General features: G+C 61.8%; 16 protein-coding genes. 6 read left to right on the forward strand and 10 right to left on the reverse strand.

Annotated features, from left to right (window positions below; genetic code table 11):
• Nucleotides 1-112: 112 nt before the first annotated feature.
• A complete protein-coding gene (locus tag DDD64_RS03065; protein WP_126134973.1) occupies nucleotides 113-1,948 on the reverse strand; it encodes an AMP-dependent synthetase/ligase in 1,836 nt (611 codons plus the stop codon).
• A 130-nt stretch (nucleotides 1,949-2,078) separates the two neighbouring features.
• Between DDD64_RS03065 and DDD64_RS03070 the strand changes: the two genes are divergently transcribed.
• The 5 genes from DDD64_RS03070 (at nucleotide 2,079) to DDD64_RS03090 (ending at nucleotide 7,345) form a co-directional block, all read left to right on the forward strand.
• Entirely contained in the window at nucleotides 2,079-2,984 is a 906-nt protein-coding gene (locus DDD64_RS03070; protein ID WP_164545890.1) for a PIG-L deacetylase family protein, read from the forward strand.
• Between the two features lie 93 nt (nucleotides 2,985-3,077).
• Nucleotides 3,078-4,007, forward strand: coding sequence for an ATP-grasp domain-containing protein (locus tag DDD64_RS03075; protein WP_126134975.1), 930 nt, complete (start codon nucleotides 3,078-3,080; stop codon nucleotides 4,005-4,007).
• Nucleotides 4,004-5,230 carry a glycosyltransferase family 2 protein gene (locus tag DDD64_RS03080; protein WP_126134976.1) on the forward strand — a complete coding sequence of 409 codons (1,227 nt, stop codon included), beginning with the start codon at nucleotides 4,004-4,006 and terminating at the stop codon, nucleotides 5,228-5,230. The genes DDD64_RS03075 and DDD64_RS03080 overlap by 4 nt, the downstream gene beginning before the upstream one ends.
• Complete coding sequence (locus tag DDD64_RS03085) at nucleotides 5,227-6,645, forward strand: sensor histidine kinase (protein ID WP_126134977.1); 1,419 nt, start codon at nucleotides 5,227-5,229, stop codon at nucleotides 6,643-6,645. Before DDD64_RS03080 ends, DDD64_RS03085 begins: the two co-directional genes overlap by 4 nt.
• 28 nt (nucleotides 6,646-6,673) lie before the next feature.
• Nucleotides 6,674-7,345 carry a response regulator transcription factor gene (locus DDD64_RS03090; protein WP_126134978.1) on the forward strand — a complete coding sequence of 224 codons (672 nt, stop codon included), beginning with the start codon at nucleotides 6,674-6,676 and terminating at the stop codon, nucleotides 7,343-7,345.
• 72 nt (nucleotides 7,346-7,417) lie between these two features.
• Here DDD64_RS03090 and DDD64_RS03095 read toward each other — a convergent pair whose 3' ends face one another.
• The gene (locus tag DDD64_RS03095; protein WP_126134979.1) at nucleotides 7,418-7,951 is read right to left on the reverse strand and encodes a hypothetical protein; all 534 of its coding nucleotides are present in this window, start codon (nucleotides 7,949-7,951) and stop codon (nucleotides 7,418-7,420) included.
• On the opposite strand from DDD64_RS03095, the gene DDD64_RS08895 reads away from it, so the two are divergent.
• Nucleotides 7,950-8,147 carry a hypothetical protein gene (locus tag DDD64_RS08895; protein WP_126134980.1) on the forward strand — a complete coding sequence of 66 codons (198 nt, stop codon included), beginning with the start codon at nucleotides 7,950-7,952 and terminating at the stop codon, nucleotides 8,145-8,147. The two genes, DDD64_RS03095 and DDD64_RS08895, sit on opposite strands and share 2 nt — an antisense overlap.
• 33 nt (nucleotides 8,148-8,180) lie before the next feature.
• On the opposite strand, the gene valS is transcribed toward DDD64_RS08895, so the two are convergent.
• The 8 genes from valS to DDD64_RS03140 form a co-directional block, all read right to left on the reverse strand.
• Nucleotides 8,181-10,823 carry a valine--tRNA ligase gene (gene valS, locus DDD64_RS03105; protein WP_126134981.1) on the reverse strand — a complete coding sequence of 881 codons (2,643 nt, stop codon included), beginning with the start codon at nucleotides 10,821-10,823 and terminating at the stop codon, nucleotides 8,181-8,183.
• A gap of 135 nt (nucleotides 10,824-10,958) precedes the next feature.
• Nucleotides 10,959-11,684 (reverse strand): tyrosine-protein phosphatase, encoded by a 726-nt coding sequence (locus DDD64_RS03110; protein ID WP_126134982.1) that lies wholly within the window; start codon nucleotides 11,682-11,684, stop codon nucleotides 10,959-10,961.
• Nucleotides 11,684-12,700: a metallophosphoesterase gene (locus DDD64_RS03115; RefSeq protein WP_126134983.1), complete on the reverse strand. Its 1,017-nt coding sequence runs from the start codon at nucleotides 12,698-12,700 to the stop codon at nucleotides 11,684-11,686. Before DDD64_RS03115 ends, DDD64_RS03110 begins: the two co-directional genes overlap by 1 nt.
• Nucleotides 12,697-13,602 carry an ABC transporter ATP-binding protein gene (locus DDD64_RS03120; protein WP_126134984.1) on the reverse strand — a complete coding sequence of 302 codons (906 nt, stop codon included), beginning with the start codon at nucleotides 13,600-13,602 and terminating at the stop codon, nucleotides 12,697-12,699. Before DDD64_RS03120 ends, DDD64_RS03115 begins: the two co-directional genes overlap by 4 nt.
• Complete coding sequence (locus DDD64_RS03125) at nucleotides 13,599-14,405, reverse strand: ABC transporter ATP-binding protein (protein WP_126134985.1); 807 nt, start codon at nucleotides 14,403-14,405, stop codon at nucleotides 13,599-13,601. The genes DDD64_RS03120 and DDD64_RS03125 overlap by 4 nt, the downstream gene beginning before the upstream one ends.
• Nucleotides 14,402-15,286 carry an ABC transporter permease gene (locus DDD64_RS03130; protein ID WP_126134986.1) on the reverse strand — a complete coding sequence of 295 codons (885 nt, stop codon included), beginning with the start codon at nucleotides 15,284-15,286 and terminating at the stop codon, nucleotides 14,402-14,404. The genes DDD64_RS03125 and DDD64_RS03130 overlap by 4 nt, the downstream gene beginning before the upstream one ends.
• Nucleotides 15,283-16,323 (reverse strand): ABC transporter permease, encoded by a 1,041-nt coding sequence (locus DDD64_RS03135; RefSeq protein ID WP_126134987.1) that lies wholly within the window; start codon nucleotides 16,321-16,323, stop codon nucleotides 15,283-15,285. The genes DDD64_RS03130 and DDD64_RS03135 overlap by 4 nt, the downstream gene beginning before the upstream one ends.
• Nucleotides 16,323-17,852, reverse strand: a complete 1,530-nt coding sequence (locus DDD64_RS03140; protein WP_164545891.1) for an ABC transporter substrate-binding protein — start codon at nucleotides 17,850-17,852, stop codon at nucleotides 16,323-16,325. The genes DDD64_RS03135 and DDD64_RS03140 overlap by 1 nt, the downstream gene beginning before the upstream one ends.
• Nucleotides 17,853-17,940: the final 88 nt, after the last annotated feature.

A 17,940-nucleotide genomic window follows, 5' to 3' on the forward strand; every position in this document is an offset into this window, starting at 1 on the left:
ATGAGCGCGCGGCTGGCGGTGCCGGCGCGGACTAGCTTCGCACGACGCGAGGTGAAACGAGGCGGGGCGTGGACTAAGAAGCCCCCGCCCCGCCTCGTAGCTGAACTATGACCTAATCGCGGTTCTTATCGCCCTTGTCCCCGTAAATATCGCGCCCGATCACGGTGGCGAAATCACGGAGCACCGCGGTGCGCTTCACCTTGAGAGAAGCGGTGAGGTAGCCGTTCTCCGGGGTGAAATCAATGGGGAGAATAACGAATTTACGGATAGATTCCGCGCGGGATACCGCTTCGTTGGTGCGCTTAATGGCGCGGTCCACCGCGGCGATAATCTGCGGATCATGCACGGCTTCCGAAACGGACATGGCCGGCAGATTCTTATTCTTCAGCCAGATGGGCAGCATCTCTGAATCCAGGGTGATGAGGGCGCCCACGAAAGGCCGCTGATCGCCCACCACAACCACCTGCGAAATAAGCGGGTGGCCGCGCAGCCGATCCTCCAGGATCGCGGGGGAGACGTTCTTCCCGCCGGCGGTCACAATAAGTTCCTTCTTCCGCCCGGTAATCCACACGAAGCCATCTTCGATCTTGCCGAGATCGCCGGTGCGATACCAGCCGTCCTCGGTAAATGCCTTGGCGGTTTCTTCCGGGTTATTCAGGTACTTGTGGAAAACATGATCGCCCTTGACCAGCACTTCACCGTCGGTATCAATCGCGACGTGGCAGCCGGGATACGCCGGCCCCACCGAACCGATCCGCTGGTGGTTGAAGCGGTTCACGGTGGTCGGTGCGGACGTTTCCGTTGCCCCGTATCCTTCAAAAATGTTAATCCCGATGCCGCGGAAGAAATGCCCCAGCCGTGCGCCCAGCGGCGCACCCCCGGAAATCACATTCTCGAGGTTCCCGCCGGTAATCTCCTTAATCTTGGAGTAGACGAGGCGCTCACCCACTTCATGCTGAGCTCGCAGCGCCAGAGACGGCCCGGCCGCGCTATCCAGGGCCCGCGAATAGGCGATAGCCACCTTGGCGTAATAGCGGAAAATCTTTTGCTTCACACCTGTGGCCTGGGCATCCGCCGCGTTGTAGATCTTCTCGAAAACGCGCGGTACCGCCAAAATATAATGCGGCTTGAAGGACTTCATATCCTCAACGAGGTTATGGGTATCGGGGCAGTGCCCGATGGTATTACCCGCGTAGAAGGCCACCAGGTTAATAAAGCGTGCGAAAACATGGGCCATGGGCAGGAAGAGGAGGGTGCGCTTCTCGCCGGAGAGGATCGGGGCGAGGTTATCATCCAGCGGCCCATTAATAACTACGTGCAGCAGGTTGCGGTGGCTGAGAACCACGCCCTTAGGCCGGCCTGTCGAGCCGGAGGTATAGATGACGGTAGCTTCGTCGTCGGCATGCATCGCATCGATACGGCGGTCAATCTCAGCATCGAGATCCATGGTGCCACGCGCGGAAATCCGGGCCAAGTCATCGTCAGAAATAACGAAAATATCGCTAAAGAAATCAAAATCGGAACGGAAGGGCGCCATAACCGCGGCCATCTGCTGGTTTTCAACGACGGCGAAGCGGCAGTGCGCATCTTCCACAATCCAGCGAGCCTGCTCCGTGGAATCAGTTTCATACACGGTGACGGCCATCGCGCCAATGGACCACAGCGCGAAATCAACCACGCAGAATTCGTAGCGAGTGTGGCACATGAGTGCGATACGATCCCCGGGCTGGACGCCCATGGCGATAAAGCCGCGTGCCAGGGCACGATATTCGGATTCGAAAGTCCGCCACGCCACCGGCACCCATTGCCCCAACGAGGCCTTGCGCGCCACCACGGTGCGCTCGGGCTGCTCGCGTGCGATATTACGGAAAACCCACGGAATCGTCATTTCATCGGTGATATGAATCTTTCCGGGAGTGAAAACTTCAGTCCGCTCGATTTCGGCCATGATTCTCCTCAAGGTTACGCGTGAGTAAGTAAAGTGTACGGCACGCGCGGGAAACGGGGGTGGAGGCGCGATGAGAGAGTTCTCATCACCTCCTCACCGCGATATTAACACGGGGCGGAACACTGGAGCCATGACGATCTCCATGAATGCTCTTCTTGCCGTGCTCCTTTTGGTGACGGCACTGTCCGTTGTTCTTCTTGAAACTTCAGTACGACGACGCATCCGCGCCTTCCGGCCCCTCCAGCTTTTCACGCTGGGAAGTGCCTTCCTTCTCGTCCCGGCTAATATCGCCTTGTTAGGTGGGGATGCGCCCGGGAACCTGGAGCGGTGGGTGAGCCTGGGCTCCGTTGCGGCGCTGGTTACCCAGTTTGTTCTCTTGGTGAGTGGTTGGATTCCGGTGGGGGCGGCGGGGCCCACGCGCCGTATCCTCGCCGTCGGGGCACATCCCGATGATCTGGAATTGGCCTGCGGGGGTACCTTGGCTCGGTTGGCCGATGCCGGGCATGAAATTCATGCCATCGTGGCCGCGGATGGTGCGGTGGGAGGTAATGCCGGGGAGCGGGCCGGGGAAGCCCAGCGCGCCGGTACTTTCCTCGGGGTGACCACCTTGCGCACTCTCGGCCTGCCCGATACTCAGCTAGCTGATCACGAAAATACTCTCACCAGCGCCATCGAAGAAAAAATCCGAACCCTCAACCCGGATATTATTTTCACGCATTCGGCCCACGATCAACACCAGGACCACACCGCCGTGCACCGCGCCACCATGAGGGCCGGGCGGCGCCACCCGGCGATTCTCTGCTACGAATCGCCCTCGGCTACCGCGAACTTTTCCCCGCAGGTCTTCGTGGATATCACCGAGTACACCGGGGTGAAAAGCGCCGGGGTGGCCATCCACGCCGACCAGATGGACAAACCGTATATGGCTGGCGACGTGCTCACCGCCAAAGCTAATTTCCGTGGCGAACAAGCCAAAATGGAGGCCGCCGAGGCTTTTGAAGCGGTGCGTATTCCCGCTTTCCGCGGTGTGCTCTAAGCCCGGGTAGGTACCCATCCCGCGGCGCTGCGCCGCGCCGTGTGGCGCACCGTGTCGCGCCGTCTCTCCACTATTATCGAAGGATCAATCACGATGACTCATTCCGCTCTTACTTCCTGCCCGCGAGTGCTCGTTACCGGGGCCAGCGGCCCGGCTGGCTCCTCCCTTCTCACCCAGCTGGATGCCCGGCGAATCCCCGTGCTCGGCGTCGATATGGCGCCTCGCCCCCGTACCGACGGTGCGCGGATCCTCCCGTGCCCGCCGGCCACAGCTCCGGATTTTGTTAGCGCCCTGGCCGCCATCTGCGAGGAGTATTCGATTGACCTCATCATCCCCACCGTGGATGAAGAACTTTCTATCCTCGCTCCGCTGCGCAGTGCGCTGCTCCATCGGGCCCGCATTGCGGTTTCACCCACCGCAGCGGTGGCTATTGCTGCCGATAAATGGCTCACCCATCGGGTAGCAGACAGCCTCGGCCTGGCCGTGCCCCGGAGTCTGGAAGGCCCCGCACTCACCGAAGAAGGTGCCTACTGGCTCGGATTCCCCTACGTGGTACGCCCGCGGGTCGCACGTGGCGGGCGCGGGGTACGCCTGGAAACAACATTCCCACCCACCGTGCCATTGCGGGAAACCGAGATGGTCTCCGCCTTCCTCCCCGGAACCGAATACTGCGCGCAGCTCTACCTTCCTCTTCCCGCATCGGGGCACACCGCCACCGTGGTCGTGCTAGAGAAAACCAGTCTGGCCTCCGGGCAGCACGGAAACGCGACCGGGGTCCGGCGCGTGAAAGCCCCAGATGTTGCCGAGCTAGCGCTCGCGGCGGCGCGGGCGGTGGGCGTGAACGGCGCGGCCGACGTTGATATTCGCCGCGATACTCAGGGCCGCCCCGCGCTCATCGAAATCAATGCCCGTTTCGGCGCACATAGCGCTCACGCACCAGAATTGTTGGACGCGCTCCTGGACGCTTACGCACCCGCGGAGGCCACTTCGGCACCTCACTCCGCTATCGAGGTGACCGCATGACCACCTTGCTTCTCATTCTTGCCGTTCCTACCCTCATCCTCACCGCGGTGACCTGGATGATGTACCCGGCCGCCATACTCGGTGAGATGCGCCAACGCCCCCGCCCCCTCTATGGTCCGCACACGAAAGTGTCGATTATTATCCCCGCCTATAACGAAGAAGTGGTGCTCGGCGCCTGCCTGCGCTCCATCCTTGCTACCGGCTGGCGCCGTTTGGAGGTCATCGTCGTCGATGATGGTTCCACGGACGCGACCGCCGCCGTTGCCGCGCCCTTCACCCGCGATCCGCGCGTGACCTTCCTCAGTAAGATCAACGGAGGGAAAGGCAGCGCCCTCAATCTCGGTATCGCTCATGCCACCGGGGAGATTCTCATTTTCGTGGATGCCGACGGGCTCTTCACTCCCACCACCATCCCGCAGCTTTTGAGTGGATTCCGCCATCCTGGGGTGGGCGCCGTATGTGGCAACGATCAGCCGGTCAATATCACCGGCCCGCTCACAGCTCTGCTTGCCCTCATGACCCACGTCGGGACAGGTATGACGCGCCGTGCCCTCGCTTTGCTGGGGATGCTTCCCATCGTGGCAGGAAATTCCGGGGCGTTCCGTGCTGATGCGGTGCGCCGGGTCGGAGGTTTTCGGGAAGATACCCTGGGGGAGGATCTGGAGCTTACCTGGCGGATCCACTTTGCCGGATGGGACGTGGAATTCGCGCCCCACGCTCTGGTACTGGCCGAAGTCCCATCCACTCTGTCGGCATTATGGAAACAGCGGGTGCGCTGGCAACGGGGTCTTATTCAAACCGCTCGTATCCATCGCTCCCGCCTCACCTCTCCTTGGCGGCGCCCCATTGACGCCTACCTGCCTATCAATCTCTTCTCACTCCTCGTCGCCCCGGTGTTCCAGGTAGCCACCCTCGCGGTGTGGGCGGTTGCAGCACTTAGCGGGGCGGCTCCGAATTGGATGAACATACTGGTGGGGGCGGGACTGGTGGTCGCCTTCGCGGTAACGGTGCTTTCTCTTGTCCTGGATCGTGCCTGGCGCGACCTGCGTCTTCTTCCCGCCTTGCCCCTGTGGCTCCCCTTCTCCTGGATGATGAGCGCCGCGACGGTGCGCGCGATCTGGCTAGAAATGCGCGGAAAAGCCAGCGAATGGAATAAGCTGGAACGAACGGGCGTGCACACCGTGCCGCTCCCGCCCGCCGCCGTCGAACGGGAAACAATGTGACATCACGTCCTATTACGATTCGTTTTCGGATTGCCGCCACCATGGTCGCCCTCGTTGCGGTTGTGCTGGCGGCAACCGGCGTTGCCGTTGTTCTTACCGAAAGCCGTATGTGGCGCGCCCAGGTGGATGCCACCCTGGTGCGGGTGGCAGACGAGTTTAGGGTGCTGGCTGAAAACGGAGTCGATCCGGAAACCGGGCAGCCTTTCGCCGGGCCATCCCAGCTCATCGAAACCTATCTTTCGCGCACCGTCCTTTCCGAAGCGGAAGGGGAAATGGGGATCGTGGACGGGCGGGTCGCCTGGGTGGGTGGTGATACCAGCCCGGTACGCCCTGAAGAAGACTCCGGACTGGTGCGCCACCTCCTCCCGCTCACCCGGAGCGGGGAAGTCACGATGGGTACCTACGCGGGTACGCAGCGTGAATATCGCTATATCGTGGTGCCGGTGCAGTTCTCCGACTCGCAGCCCGGCGCGCTGGTGCACGTGTACCTTCTTGATGTCATCAGTGCTCGTATCTGGAGCCTTATGACGGTGCTGGCGGTGGTCTACCTGGTGGCGGTGAGCGGCGTCGTCGCCATCGCGTGGCGACTGGTGGGGCAGCTGCTGCGCCCCGTGGAGCAGCTGCGTGCCACGGCAGAAAATATTACCGAGAATGCGGATTTGTCCCGCCGGGTGCCGGTGGAGGGGCGTGACGATCTGGCGCGGCTCTCGACGGCGATAAATACTATGCTCGATTCCCTGGAAACCATGGATGCCGATCAGCGCCAACTTTTAGATGACGTCGGGCACGAATTGCGCACCCCCATCACGATTGTGCGCGGACATCTGGAACTCATGGACGCTGCCGATCCGAGTGACGCCGCGGATACCCGCGCCCTGGCCCTCGAAGAACTGGACCGTATGAATTCGCTGGTAGGCGACTTACTCACCCTCGCAAAATCCGAGCGTGCTGACTTTGTGGTACCTCGCGAAGTTGATATTGCCGCGCTCACCGAGCGGATTTTCGATAAAGCTACCGGGTTGGGCTCGCGCGCCTGGAACCTCGGCGAGGTGGCACGTGGACAAGTATGGCTCGACCCGGAACGTATTACCCAGGCAGTGCTGCAATTGGCCGCGAACGCCGTCAAATACTCCGAAGATGGCTCCCCGGTAGAGATTTCCTCGACCGTGGCCGGAGGCCGCGTGAGTTTCACGGTGGAAGACGCCGGCTGCGGGATCGCCCCGGAGGATACCGCTCGCATCATGGAGCGCTTCGCGCGCGGGCGTAACACCGGGCGTTCGGAAGGCTCCGGGCTCGGGCTCGCAATTGTTAGCTCTATCGCCCGGGCCCACGGCGGGGAGGTAACGGTGCGCTCACGTTTGGGGGAGGGCTCCGTGTTTACGCTGAGTTTGCCCAGCGTTTACCGGGGAACGTGATAGCCTCACAACCGGAGAAGGGAGCAAGATGAGCACCATCCTCATCGTCGAGGACGAAGAGCGCATTGCCCGCTTTATTGCGAAGGGGGTGAGAGCAGCCGGCTACACCTCCACCACCGCATCAAGCGGCGGGGAGGCTGTTGACCTGGCGGTCCATACCCCGTTCGATCTGATTATTTTAGATATTGGTCTGCCGGATATCGACGGTTTCGCGGTGCTCGAACGCTTGCGCGGTCAGGGGCTGGACACTCCGGTTATTCTCCTCACCGCCCGCACCTCGGTGACAGACCGCGTGGCCGGGCTTGAGGGCGGGGCCGATGATTACATGGCGAAGCCTTTTTCTTTCGAAGAACTCCTCGCGCGTATCCGTTTGCGTTTGCGCGACGCCGCAGCCACTCCGATACCAGCTAGCTCTGCCACCCAGCTTTCCCACGGCGGCATCACACTGGATTTGCTATCCCACCACGCCCATGTGGGTGGGAAACAGGTGGAGCTGTCCGCGCGCGAATTTACCCTGCTGGAAACCTTTATGCGCCACCCGGGGCAGGTGCTTTCCCGCGAGCAACTCCTTTCCCGCGTTTGGGGCTATGATTTCGATCCAGGTTCCAATGTGGTGGACGTGTATGTGCGCTACCTGCGCGGGAAAATCGGGCGTGACCGTATCGAAACGGTACGTGGAATGGGCTACCGCCTGAGCTAGAGCAGCGCGGGGCCTTCTCAGAGAAGGATCGGGCTGCTAGCTCAGGCGGTAGCACCGAGGTATTCAGATGATTTAGTCGTCGCCATCATCCCAATCGTCATCGTCGTCGTTATCATCCCAATCATCGTCGGCATCGTCATCGTCGCTGCCCCAATCATCATCGGAGTACTGGGGCGGGACGGGGCGTGCGGGCGCGGGAGCTACCCGCTGCGGGGCGGGAGCCAGCGCAGCCGGTTCCGGAGCAGGAGCAGGTGCCGGAGCAACGTTCGCGGGGGCTGGTGCGGCGCCCGCGGGCGCCGTCGTCGTACTATCTGAAGCGCCACCGGCAAATTGGTGCGCATTTTCGGCCACATCAATCAAAAGACTGCGCAGGGTAGCACGCTGTGCGTTGTTGAGCGGAGGGCGCGTCGGTGCGGGCGAAGCAACCGAAGCGGCGCTGCCAGCACCGGTGGTGGTAGCGGAAGTGGAGGAAGGTGCCGTGACGGTAACGGCGGGGCCCACAGACTGGGTACCGCTCCCGCTCACGGCGTGAGCAAGCTGCATCCCCAAGAAACCGAGGAGCGCCAGCCCGAGAAGCACGGCAAGAAGTTTCACACGAGTTGTCATGCCTTTAGTACACCGGAGCGAGATGACGGGGCTAGGAAACAATGATGAGAATCTTCTCATCATCGGGACCAACCTGTGGGGGCGCAAGACACGGTGTGGTGGTGAAGGCTACCTGGTGGCGCGTTCTAGCGCGAATACGGGGGTGGCGGGCCCGCTCTTGCAGACCCGCCACCCGAATTCGCTCAGTTGTACGTAGCGCTACGCGTGATGCGCCGTGGCGCTCGCGGTACTACTTCCGCTTCGGCTCTGGCTCATCCAGCTCGTAATCACCAATGGTGATCTGCTCACTGGCCTCCGTATCCGGTGTGAAACGGAGCTCCCCGCGCACATGGGCGGCGCGCACCAGGTCTGCGCGCACCTCCTCCAGCAGGGAGGTATTCCCACGTAGCTCGACCCGAGCGAAGCTGGTGCGCTGCGACATCTTCGCTGCGGATTTCACGCCGCGCAGCACCGTGAGAGCTTGGCCGGCAATCTCGAGCAGTTCCGCATTCCCGGAACCAGCGGCCTCGCGCAAAGGCGCCGCTTCCGGCCACGCCGCCCGGTGCACCGAGCCGGTACGGTACCAGCTCCACACCTCAGCGGTGGCGTAGGGGATAAAGGGCGCCAGCAAGCGCAGGAAGGTATCCACCGCAAGCGCCAGCGTCACCCGGGCGCTCTGCGCCTCGGGGCTATCCGAGTAGGCACGATCCTTGACCAGTTCCAGGTAATCATCACAGAAGGTCCAGAAAGCCGTTTCTGCCACTTCGAGAGCACGAGTGTGATCAAAGGCATCAAAGGCGGCGGTCGCTTCCTCCACTACCCGCGCTAGATCAGCCAGCAGGGCACGGTCAATCGGTTCGGTTACGCAAGAAGCATCCAGACACACCGGAGCACCCGCCCCGCCCATACCGAGCGCGAACTTCGAGGCATTGAGCACCTTCATCGCCAGACGGCGCCCCACCTTCATCTGCTTTTCGTCAAAGGCAGCGTCCACGCCCAAGCGCGCGGAGGCCGCCCAGTAGCGCACCGCATCCGCACCGTGCTTGACGAGCAGATCCATGGGGGTGACCACATTGCCCTTGGATTTGGACATCTTCTTATGATCCGGATCGAGAATCCACCCCGAGATCGCCGCGTGCTTCCACGGCAGTTCCCCGAATTCGAGGTGTGCGCGCACCACGGTGGAGAAGAGCCAGGTGCGGATAATATCCTGACCTTGCGGGCGCACGTCCATGGGGTACACGCGCTTGAAAAGATCCTCATCGGTGAGCCACCCGCCCGCGATTTGCGGGGAGAGGGAGGAGGTTGCCCAGGTATCCAAGATATCGGTTTCCCCGGCGAAACCGCCCGGCTTACCGCGTTGATCTTCGGTGTACCCGGCCGGCACATCACTGGAAGGATCTACGGGCAGGCTCGCCTCATCCGGGGCGATGACGGCGTCGTACTTCACTTCGCCATTTTCCGAAATTTCGTACCACACCGGAATCGGCACCCCGAAGAAACGCTGGCGCGAAACAAGCCAGTCAGAGTTGAGGCCCTTGACCCAGTTGTCGTAGCGCACGTGCATGAAATCGGGGTGGAAGGCCAGCTGATTGCCGGCCTCAATGAGGTTATCGCGCAGCTCCTTGCCGTTTTTCTCCACGTGGGAGCGCCCGCCGTTGCGGATATACCACTGGCGAGAGGTCACAATTTCGAGAGGCTTATCGCCCTTTTCGAAGAAGTTTGTTTTACGCATGGTCGGCTTTTCCTCGCCGATCATTTCCCCAGTTTCCTTGAGTTTCTCCACCAGAGCCTTACGCGCCGAGAACGTGGTTTTCCCAGCCATCTCCGCGTACATGGCGCGCCCGGCCTCCGAAGTAATCCACTCGGGGATATCGCGCACGAGCCGGCCATCCTTACCGAGCACGCTGCGTAGCGGCAGCTGCAATTCGCGCCACCACTCCACGTCCGTGACGTCGCCGAAGGTACAGCACATGGCGATACCGGCACCCTTATCCATCTCCGCCTTCGGGTGGGCGAGAACGGGCACCTCCATCTCGAACACGGGCACGCGCACGGTGGTGCCGAAAAGGTGCTGGTAGCGCTCATCATCAGGATGGGCGATGAGGGCCACGCAGGCGGGCAGCAGCTCCGGGCGGGTAGTTTCGATCACCACATCCTCGCCCTCCCCGTGGAAAGCCAGTGCATGATAGGCGCCCGGATAATCGCGGGCCTCAAGTTCAGCCTGCGCCACCGCGGTCTGGAACGTAATATCCCACAGGCCCGGGGCCTGCGCCTGGTAGGCTTCCCCGCGCGCGAGATTACGCAAGAACGCGGTTTGGGCTACCTTCTGGGCCTTTGCTCCGATGGTTTGGTAATTCTGCTTCCAATCCACGGATAGCCCCAGGTGGCGCCACAATGCCTCGAATTGCTTTTCGTCTTCTTCGGAGAGTTTCCAGCACAGCTCAATGAAATTACGCCGCGAAATGGGCACCTGGTCCGCGTACTTAATGGATTTTGCGCCCCCCTGGTGCGGCGGCACGAAATTCGGATCGTAGGGCAGGGAGGCATCCCCGCGCACCCCGTAGTAGTTCTGGACGCGCCGTTCGGTGGGGAGGCCGTTATCATCCCAGCCCATGGGATAGAACACTGATTTGCCGCGCATGCGCTGGTAGCGGGCCACGGTATCGGTGTGCGTATAGGAAAAAACGTGGCCGATATGCAGCGAGCCGGAGACCGTGGGCGGCGGGGTATCTACAGAAAAGACTTCGGAACGGGTAGCGGTGCGGTCAAAGGCGTAGGTGCCTTCCGCCTCCCACCGTTCGCCCCAGGTAGTTTCAAGACCGTCGAGAGTGGCACGATCCGGTACCTCCGTGTGATCGAGGAGTTTGGACTCTTGGTTAAAACTAGTCATGGGGCTATTGTTTCACGCTCCGTGCACTGCGGGAAACTGCGCCGTACGTGAGAGGGGCGACGGCGCAGCTACGGCGCGCGGTGCTTCGGGCGCCGTAGCGGGTATCCGAGGCCGTCAGAATGGCGCACCGCCCCGTTAGAGGCCGGTATCCGGTTCCACCAGGTGGGCGTGCAGCAGATTAAAAACAGCCGGGTCGATCCCGTGCCCGAGGAGGTATTCGCGCGCCCCGCCGGCCGCCTCAATGCGCACCGTGGCGGCGCTCAAGGCTTCTTCGGTCACGTAGACGGCGCGGTGCGCGGCCGCCCCCGGGATATATTCGCGCCCCATAACGAAGGCAAGATCCTCCTGGTAGCTTTCGCCCAGCGCCGTGGCGGAGGTGAGGTAATCAGCCAGGATTGTTTCGCGGCTTGCTCCGAGGATGGAGAGGATCAGCCCGGTGACCACCCCGGTGCGGTCTTTACCGGCGGTGCAGTGGATAAGCACCCCGCCTTCCGCGGATAGCTCCGCCACCGCGGTGACCGCCTGCGCTAATTGCCCACCGAAATTGCGGGCCATCTGCATATACAAATCGGCAAGTTCGGACCATTCCAGGTGGGCAAGCTGATTATTGAAAATAGGCACGGAGGCAACGCTCACCCCGTAGTCTGCCCAATTGGTGGTGCCGGCGCGTTCGGCGTCGTCGCGCAAATCAATCACGCCGGTGATGCCCTGCGCTCTCAAAAAATCTCCCAGGCTCTCATCGTGGCGGAAAGCCGCTGAGGAACGCAGCAGGGCGCGCTCGCGGATATGCCCGCCGGCCACTGGAGTTCCTCCCAGGGAACGAAGATTATGCAGGCCGAGGGGCAAGCGTGGGGAAGTCATCACTGTCCTTTCGAACTGGAGTAAAGCGTATTTTCTAGCAGGTAGGAGCCGGGCCCGTCCCAGGCGAGCGGATCGCTCGGGCTCCACCCGGGCCGCCCGGCTCGCCGGCCGATAGCTACAACCTCCTCCGGGCTATAGGCAAAGATCTCCTCGCCCGGCTCTATGTCGCTGGGCAGTGCGGCCGCGGCGTCGTCCAGGTAGGTGATGTCCTGGTGGATACTGGCCTCGCTGATCTGCACCACCGAAAAAGCCGAGCGGGCTCGTGCGCTTTCCCATTCGGGGCCCCGTCCGAGCGTTGTTTCGTTGGCGAGGGCCGGGCCGACCACCACGGGAACCCCTCCTGCGCGCCCGCGTCCGGCCAGGTGGTAATGCCCTGCCAGCACCACGGCGGGCGCCACTTCCCAGGATTGCAGGCCCTGCGCCAGGCGCGGGGTATCCATGAGACGCAGCGCCCCGTGGAGCACCGTCGGGGCGGTCAAGGGCGGGTGGTGGAGGACAAGAACGGAGTGGATGGGCGCGGTGTCGATACCGGGGCGGGGCACGCCCTCCGCACCCGGTGTGCTATCAGCATTCGTGATGGCGTCCTCGATGCGGTGGATTTGTTCTCCCAGGTAACCGAAACCGCGCCCGGGAACGGAGCTATCAGCCGCAACGAAACGCCAACGTGTTTCTGCCACGGTGATATCGGTGACGGAAAAGATAGGGTCCATGGGTGCGCCGGGCAGATCGAGGGCCTCGCGCATGGCGGGGCGCCGGTCGTGATTCCCGCAGGCCCAGACCACTGGCGCATCCCACCGTTCCGCCAGTGGTGCAAGGGTTCGCGCAGCGAAATCGTAGGAAGCGGGGGTGCCGTCATCGGAAATGTCTCCGGAGACAACGATGGCCTGGCAGGGCGCGAGCTCGCCGGCGGCCGCAACAGCCGCTTCTAATAGCCCGGAAGTATCAATTTTTCCGTAGTGGCGGGCACGCTCGGCCCGCACATGGGTATCGGAGAGGTGCAGGATTCGCAAGCTCATAGGTCATCGTCTCCCTCGGATGGCGTGATAGACAGGGCGGCAGTCTCGGGCTGCGGTGGATCAGGTAGCAGCGGAACTGCCGCGATAAGTTCACGGGTGGCCGGGTGACGCGGATGCTCCAGAACCTGCGCCGTGGGAGCATATTCGACGACGGTGCCCCCGCGCAGCACCAGGGTGTCCTCGCACAGATTCTGGACAATGCCCAAATCATGAGAGATCACAATGAGGGTGAGGTCCAGGCGGGCACGCAGGTCGTGGAGAAGCTCCAGGACGGTGGCTCGTACCGAAACATCGAGGGCGGAAACCGGTTCATCGGCAATAAGAACCTTGGGTTGGCAACCCACGGCGCGCGCAATAGCGACCCGCTGGCGCTGCCCTCCAGAAAGCTCGTGCGGATAGCGTGAGCCCCATTCCGGGTTGAGATCCACGGCGGCCAGCGCATCACGCACCATCTCCCGGTGCTTGCCCGGCACGCGCAGCAGGCGCAGCGGTTCTTCAACAATCCGGCCCACCGTCATCCGCGGGTTGAGGGAAGCAAAAGGATCTTGCAGCACTAATTGGACTTCGTGGCGCAGGCGGGTAACACCCAACTTTCCGTAGCGCACCTCCTGGCCCCGGTAGGTGATGGAGCCGCCGCTCGGCTCGAGTAAGCCGAGCATCATGCGGCTCAAGGTGGTTTTCCCCGAGCCGGATTCGCCGATAATCCCCAGCGACCGCCCCGCTCGCACCTCGAACGACGTGGGTGCCAGAGCCACGGTGCTTCCGTAGGATTTGGTGACATTCTGGCAGCTAAATAGGACCTCCCCGCGTTCGACAGGCCAGTCTTTTTCCAGCGGTGCCCGAGAAGTCATCCGCAGGGCGGCCTCACGTGGATCCCAAGTTTTTTCCGGTGTGCTTGTCATGACTGGTCACCTCCGTGCACCGTGGGACGTTGCAAGCTGGTGGCGCGGGCCGCTGCTACAAGATCGTGGGTATAAGGATGCGCGGGACGGAGCAAAATATCCGCGGCGCTCCCTTCTTCTACCAGTTCGCCGCGGCGCAGTACGAGGATGCGTTCGGAGGTGTGGTAGGCCACCGCCATATCGTGGGTAATCATGAGAACCGCGGTGCTATGTTCGCGGGCGGCATCATCCATGAGCTGCAAAATATGGGACTGCACCGTGGCATCCAGTGCGGTTGTCGGCTCGTCCGCAATGAGGAGGGCGGGTGCCAAACTCATCGCCATGGCAATAACCACGCGCTGGCGTTGGCCCCCGGAAAGCTCATGGGGAAAGCGGTTAATAATGCTTTCCGGGCTAGGGAGCTCCACCATGCGGGCCAGCTCGCTGGCCCGCTGCGTCGTCGCCGATTTTTTTAATCCCGCGTGAATACGCGAGGCCGCCACCAACTGGTGCTTAATACGCACCACCGGGTTGAGCGCCGTATGCGGTTCTTGAAAAATACAGCCGATGCGGCGCCCCCGAATTTTCTGGAACTGCGCATCAGAGGCGCCCACCAATTCGCACCCCTCAAAACGAATCGAACCGGTCACGTGCGCCCCGCGGGGGAGCAGCCCTTGGATTGCCATTGCCGTCATCGATTTTCCGGACCCGGATTCACCGATGAGGCAGACCCGTTCACCGGCCTCCACCGTGAAGGAAACTCCGCGCACCACCTCGGTGGAACCGAAAGCCACGGTGAGATCACGTACCTCAAGAAGACTCATCGCGTTTCCCTTCCACGCGGATCTAGCACATCACGCAGTCCGTCCCCCAACAGATTGAATCCGATAATCGTCAGGACAATCGCGGTGGCCGGGATAAGAATAACGGTCGGGTGGGAATACATGAAGCTCTGGTAGGTGGAGAGCATGCGCCCCCAGGACGGAGTGGGGGGAGGGGTGCCCAGCCCCAGGTAGGACAGCCCGGCTTCCGCCAGCGTGGCTGTTCCCATGATTTGGGTGACGCGCACAATAAGCGTGGGAGTGATCGCCGGGAAAATATGCCGCGAGAGAATCCACCAGGAGCGCGCCCCGGCCGCCACGGCCAGGAGCACGTGATCGGAGGCGGTAGCACGGCGCAATTCAGGCAGCACGGTTCGGGTAACCGCCGGAGCGGAGCCCAACCCGATGGCAACGGTGGACGTGAGGGTGGAACCGGAAAATGCGGTAACGAGAATGAGGGCGATGATGAGGGTGGGGAAAGCCACCCACACATCGGTGAGACGCTCCGTCAGGGAACCGAGCCACCGCGGGGCATAAACAATAATCGAGGCGAGGAGCAGCCCGACCACCAGAGCCACCACAGCTCCTCCGACGCTGGTGAGCACCGTGACCCGTGAACCCAGCACCATGAGGGAGAAAATATCGCGCCCCAGCTGATCGGCACCAAACCAGTGCGCCCCGCTCGGGCGGGCCCAGGAGGCACGCGAATCCACGCTTTCCGGATCGTAGGGCACCCAGATGAAAGAAAGAATAAAGGTGGCCAGCACCGCCAGCACCACCGCGGTGCCGATAAGGCCGGCAGGATTGCGCAGCAGGGCCCGCAAGCGGGCCCGCCACGGAGAAGTAGCGGAGAGGGCCCGCAGGGCCGGAGAAGGAATACTCATCGCAACCTCACTCTCGGGTCAAGGAGCCGGGAGGCCACATTCGAGAGCATCATCAGGAGAATAACCGCTCCGGAGAGCACCATGAGGAAGCCTTGAACGGTAACAATATCGCGGGTAGAAACACTCGCGACCAGGTGGTGCCCGATACCGGGAAGCGCAAAGACCTGCTCGACCACCACGGTGCCCATAAGGAGGGCCGCTGCATCGAGGGCGATAACAGCCAGGAGGGGGAGCCAGGCATTCCGCAGCGCCTGGGTGAGCAGGGCGCGTCGGCGGCTCATCCCCTGGGCACGGGCGGTGCGCACATAATCTTGGCCAAGCTGTTCCAATACGGCGGAACGCACGTAGCGCACCAGTCCCGCCGTTTGCGGGATCGCCAAGGTAATGGCGGGCAGGATGAGACTACGGAGCGCCGCTCCCGGATCGCCCCATCCCTCGCGCGGGAATCCGGTGGAGGGAAGATGAAGCGGGGTTGCCAGGTACATGACGAGAAGCATTCCCACGATGAAGGTGGGGATGGCGATGCCCAACTGGGAAAGCCAGGAGACCAGGCGCCCTGCCAGAGTGGTGGAGCGAGCCGCGGCATATACCCCGATCACGAGAGCAAAAATAACTGCCAAACTCAAAGACATCAGCGCAAGCGGCACGGTGACCTGGAGTTTCGTCACGAGCTCGTGGGTCACCGAGAGGGAAGAAAAGGGAGAGATGCCGAAATCGCCGGTGAGGGCGGCGCTGAGCCAGCTCAAATACTGGACGATGAGGGGACGATCCCAGCCGTGCTCGGCCCGGATTGCTTCAATTTGCGCGTCGGTGGCATCGAGGCCCCCCATGATAACGGCCGGATCGCCGGGCAAGGTGTGAAGCGCGAAGAAAATCACGAAGGAGGCGAGGAGCAACGCCGCCACCGCCCACCCCAGCGCGGAGAGCACGATGCGGGCGGCACGCGACGTCGTGGTGCGGAGCACCGTTTCGCGGTCCACGGTGCCGGGAGCTGCACTAGCCCCCGGCACCTGCGCGAGCGCGAGTGGTTCAGCCATTAACGCGCAACCTGAATATCAGCGGCGTAGAAGCGAGAACCGGTCCGGTTGGTCGGGAATCCGGAGACCCCTTCCCGGGAGAAAATAATGGCCTTGGGGCTGTAGAGCCAATCCGAGGCCGCATCTTCGGACACGAAGGTGGCGAGCTCACCGAGCTTCTTATCGCGTTCCTCCAGCGAGCTGGCGGTCATCGCCTCCTTATTGAGGCGTTGAGCATCCGCGCTGTCGTAATGCCAGTAGTAGCTGGGATTGGAGTAGTAGGTGAGCGTCCACGGATCCACGTGGAGCACCATCGTCATATCGTAATTGCCCCCGCGGTAGACCTCATCGAGCCAGCTGGAAAACTCCATCCGGTCAATCGTCACATTAATGCCGATTTCCTTGAGCTGGGCCGCTACATATTCGGAAATAGCGGAATCGTAATTATTGGCTACCCGCAGGTTGAGGGAAAGATTTTCAGCACCGGCCTTCTTGAGCAGTTCACGGGCGGCTTGCGGATCATAGGAATCAATATCGTTGAGGGAATCACTCCACCAGGCCATCCCGGGGGAGACCATGGAGCCGACCCGCACCATATTTCCACCCAGCGCGGTAATGAGACCATCCTTATCGATGCCCTTGCGGATAGCGGTGCGCACATCCTTATTTGCCAGCGCAGGATTGCTGTGATTGAAGCCGAGCGTCATCCATGAAGTTTCCGTGCCCTGCGAGGTAATAATTGCCGGGTCGGCCGCGAAACGCTCCACCGTATCGGTGTTTTGGGTGGTGAGAATATCAATTTGCCCCGAGGCAAGCGCGTTCGCAGCGGCGGTCTGATCCGCGTAATAGTGGTAGACCACTTCCTTGGTGCCGGCCGGATCGCCCCAGTAATTGTCATTGCGTTCGAGGGTGATGGTGGAGCCGGTCTTCCATTCACCGATGGTGAAGGGCCCGGTGCCATTCGATTCCTTATTCAAATCGACCGTGTTATCAGAGGGCACCATCATGGCGGCATCCGTGGACATGCTGTCCAAGAAATTCATATTCGGTTCGGATAGGGTGACGACGACGGTATGCGGGTCGGAAGCCTGCGCGGATTTAAAAGTGCGCATGAGCTTATGATCGGGATTCTTCGAACCTTCGGCAGCTGAAGCTTCCAGGGTGGCAACCACATCCGCGGCATCAAAATCAGAACCGTCGTGGAATTTCACGCCCTCGCGCAGATGGAAAGTGTAGCTGAGCCCATCTTCGGAAATATCCCAGGAGGTGGCCAGAGCTGGCAAAATATCGCCATTTTCAGCGCGGCGGGTGAGGCCTTCGTAAACATTATCGATAACAAGTTGATCGAGAGCCGCGCCGGAGACCGAGGTTGGATCCAGCCCGGTGGGTTCCAAAATAAAACCAACGTGCACCGAGGCATCCGGGTTCGCATTCTGAACCGGGGCCGGGCCGCTGGCGGGGGAGGAAGCCTCACCGGAGGGCGGGTTGGTTGAGCATCCGGACAGCGCGAGTCCGGCAACGAGCAGGGCGACGCCCGCAAAACGCTTCATATCTGTTCCCATCAGGTAGTGAAGTCAAAATATGGCTCGGCGCATCGCAGCGCGGACGCTTCACCATATATGTATCTATCGAGTCAAT

Origin of the sequence: Actinotignum sanguinis (genome assembly GCF_003957255.1) — a bacterium.
Classification (GTDB): Bacteria; Actinomycetota; Actinomycetes; order Actinomycetales; family Actinomycetaceae; genus Actinotignum; species Actinotignum sanguinis.

What these genes read in the sequence shown, in the direction of transcription:
- DDD64_RS03125 (WP_126134985.1), bottom strand. Translation starts at nt 14,405, where the DNA reads ATGAGTCTTCTTGAGGTACGTGATCTCACCGTGGCTTTCGGTTCCACC.
- DDD64_RS03120 (WP_126134984.1), bottom strand. Translation starts at nt 13,602, where the DNA reads ATGACAAGCACACCGGAAAAAACTTGGGATCCACGTGAGGCCGCCCTG.
- DDD64_RS08895 (WP_126134980.1), top strand. Translation starts at nt 7,950, where the DNA reads ATGCCTTTAGTACACCGGAGCGAGATGACGGGGCTAGGAAACAATGAT.
- DDD64_RS03140 (WP_164545891.1), bottom strand. Translation starts at nt 17,852, where the DNA reads ATGAAGCGTTTTGCGGGCGTCGCCCTGCTCGTTGCCGGACTCGCGCTG.
- DDD64_RS03070 (WP_164545890.1), top strand. Translation starts at nt 2,079, where the DNA reads ATGACGATCTCCATGAATGCTCTTCTTGCCGTGCTCCTTTTGGTGACG.
- DDD64_RS03075 (WP_126134975.1), top strand. Translation starts at nt 3,078, where the DNA reads ATGACTCATTCCGCTCTTACTTCCTGCCCGCGAGTGCTCGTTACCGGG.
- DDD64_RS03065 (WP_126134973.1), bottom strand. Translation starts at nt 1,948, where the DNA reads ATGGCCGAAATCGAGCGGACTGAAGTTTTCACTCCCGGAAAGATTCAT.
- valS (WP_126134981.1), bottom strand. Translation starts at nt 10,823, where the DNA reads ATGACTAGTTTTAACCAAGAGTCCAAACTCCTCGATCACACGGAGGTA.
- DDD64_RS03095 (WP_126134979.1), bottom strand. Translation starts at nt 7,951, where the DNA reads ATGACAACTCGTGTGAAACTTCTTGCCGTGCTTCTCGGGCTGGCGCTC.
- DDD64_RS03080 (WP_126134976.1), top strand. Translation starts at nt 4,004, where the DNA reads ATGACCACCTTGCTTCTCATTCTTGCCGTTCCTACCCTCATCCTCACC.
- DDD64_RS03130 (WP_126134986.1), bottom strand. Translation starts at nt 15,286, where the DNA reads ATGAGTATTCCTTCTCCGGCCCTGCGGGCCCTCTCCGCTACTTCTCCG.
- DDD64_RS03090 (WP_126134978.1), top strand. Translation starts at nt 6,674, where the DNA reads ATGAGCACCATCCTCATCGTCGAGGACGAAGAGCGCATTGCCCGCTTT.
- DDD64_RS03110 (WP_126134982.1), bottom strand. Translation starts at nt 11,684, where the DNA reads ATGACTTCCCCACGCTTGCCCCTCGGCCTGCATAATCTTCGTTCCCTG.
- DDD64_RS03115 (WP_126134983.1), bottom strand. Translation starts at nt 12,700, where the DNA reads ATGAGCTTGCGAATCCTGCACCTCTCCGATACCCATGTGCGGGCCGAG.
- DDD64_RS03135 (WP_126134987.1), bottom strand. Translation starts at nt 16,323, where the DNA reads ATGGCTGAACCACTCGCGCTCGCGCAGGTGCCGGGGGCTAGTGCAGCT.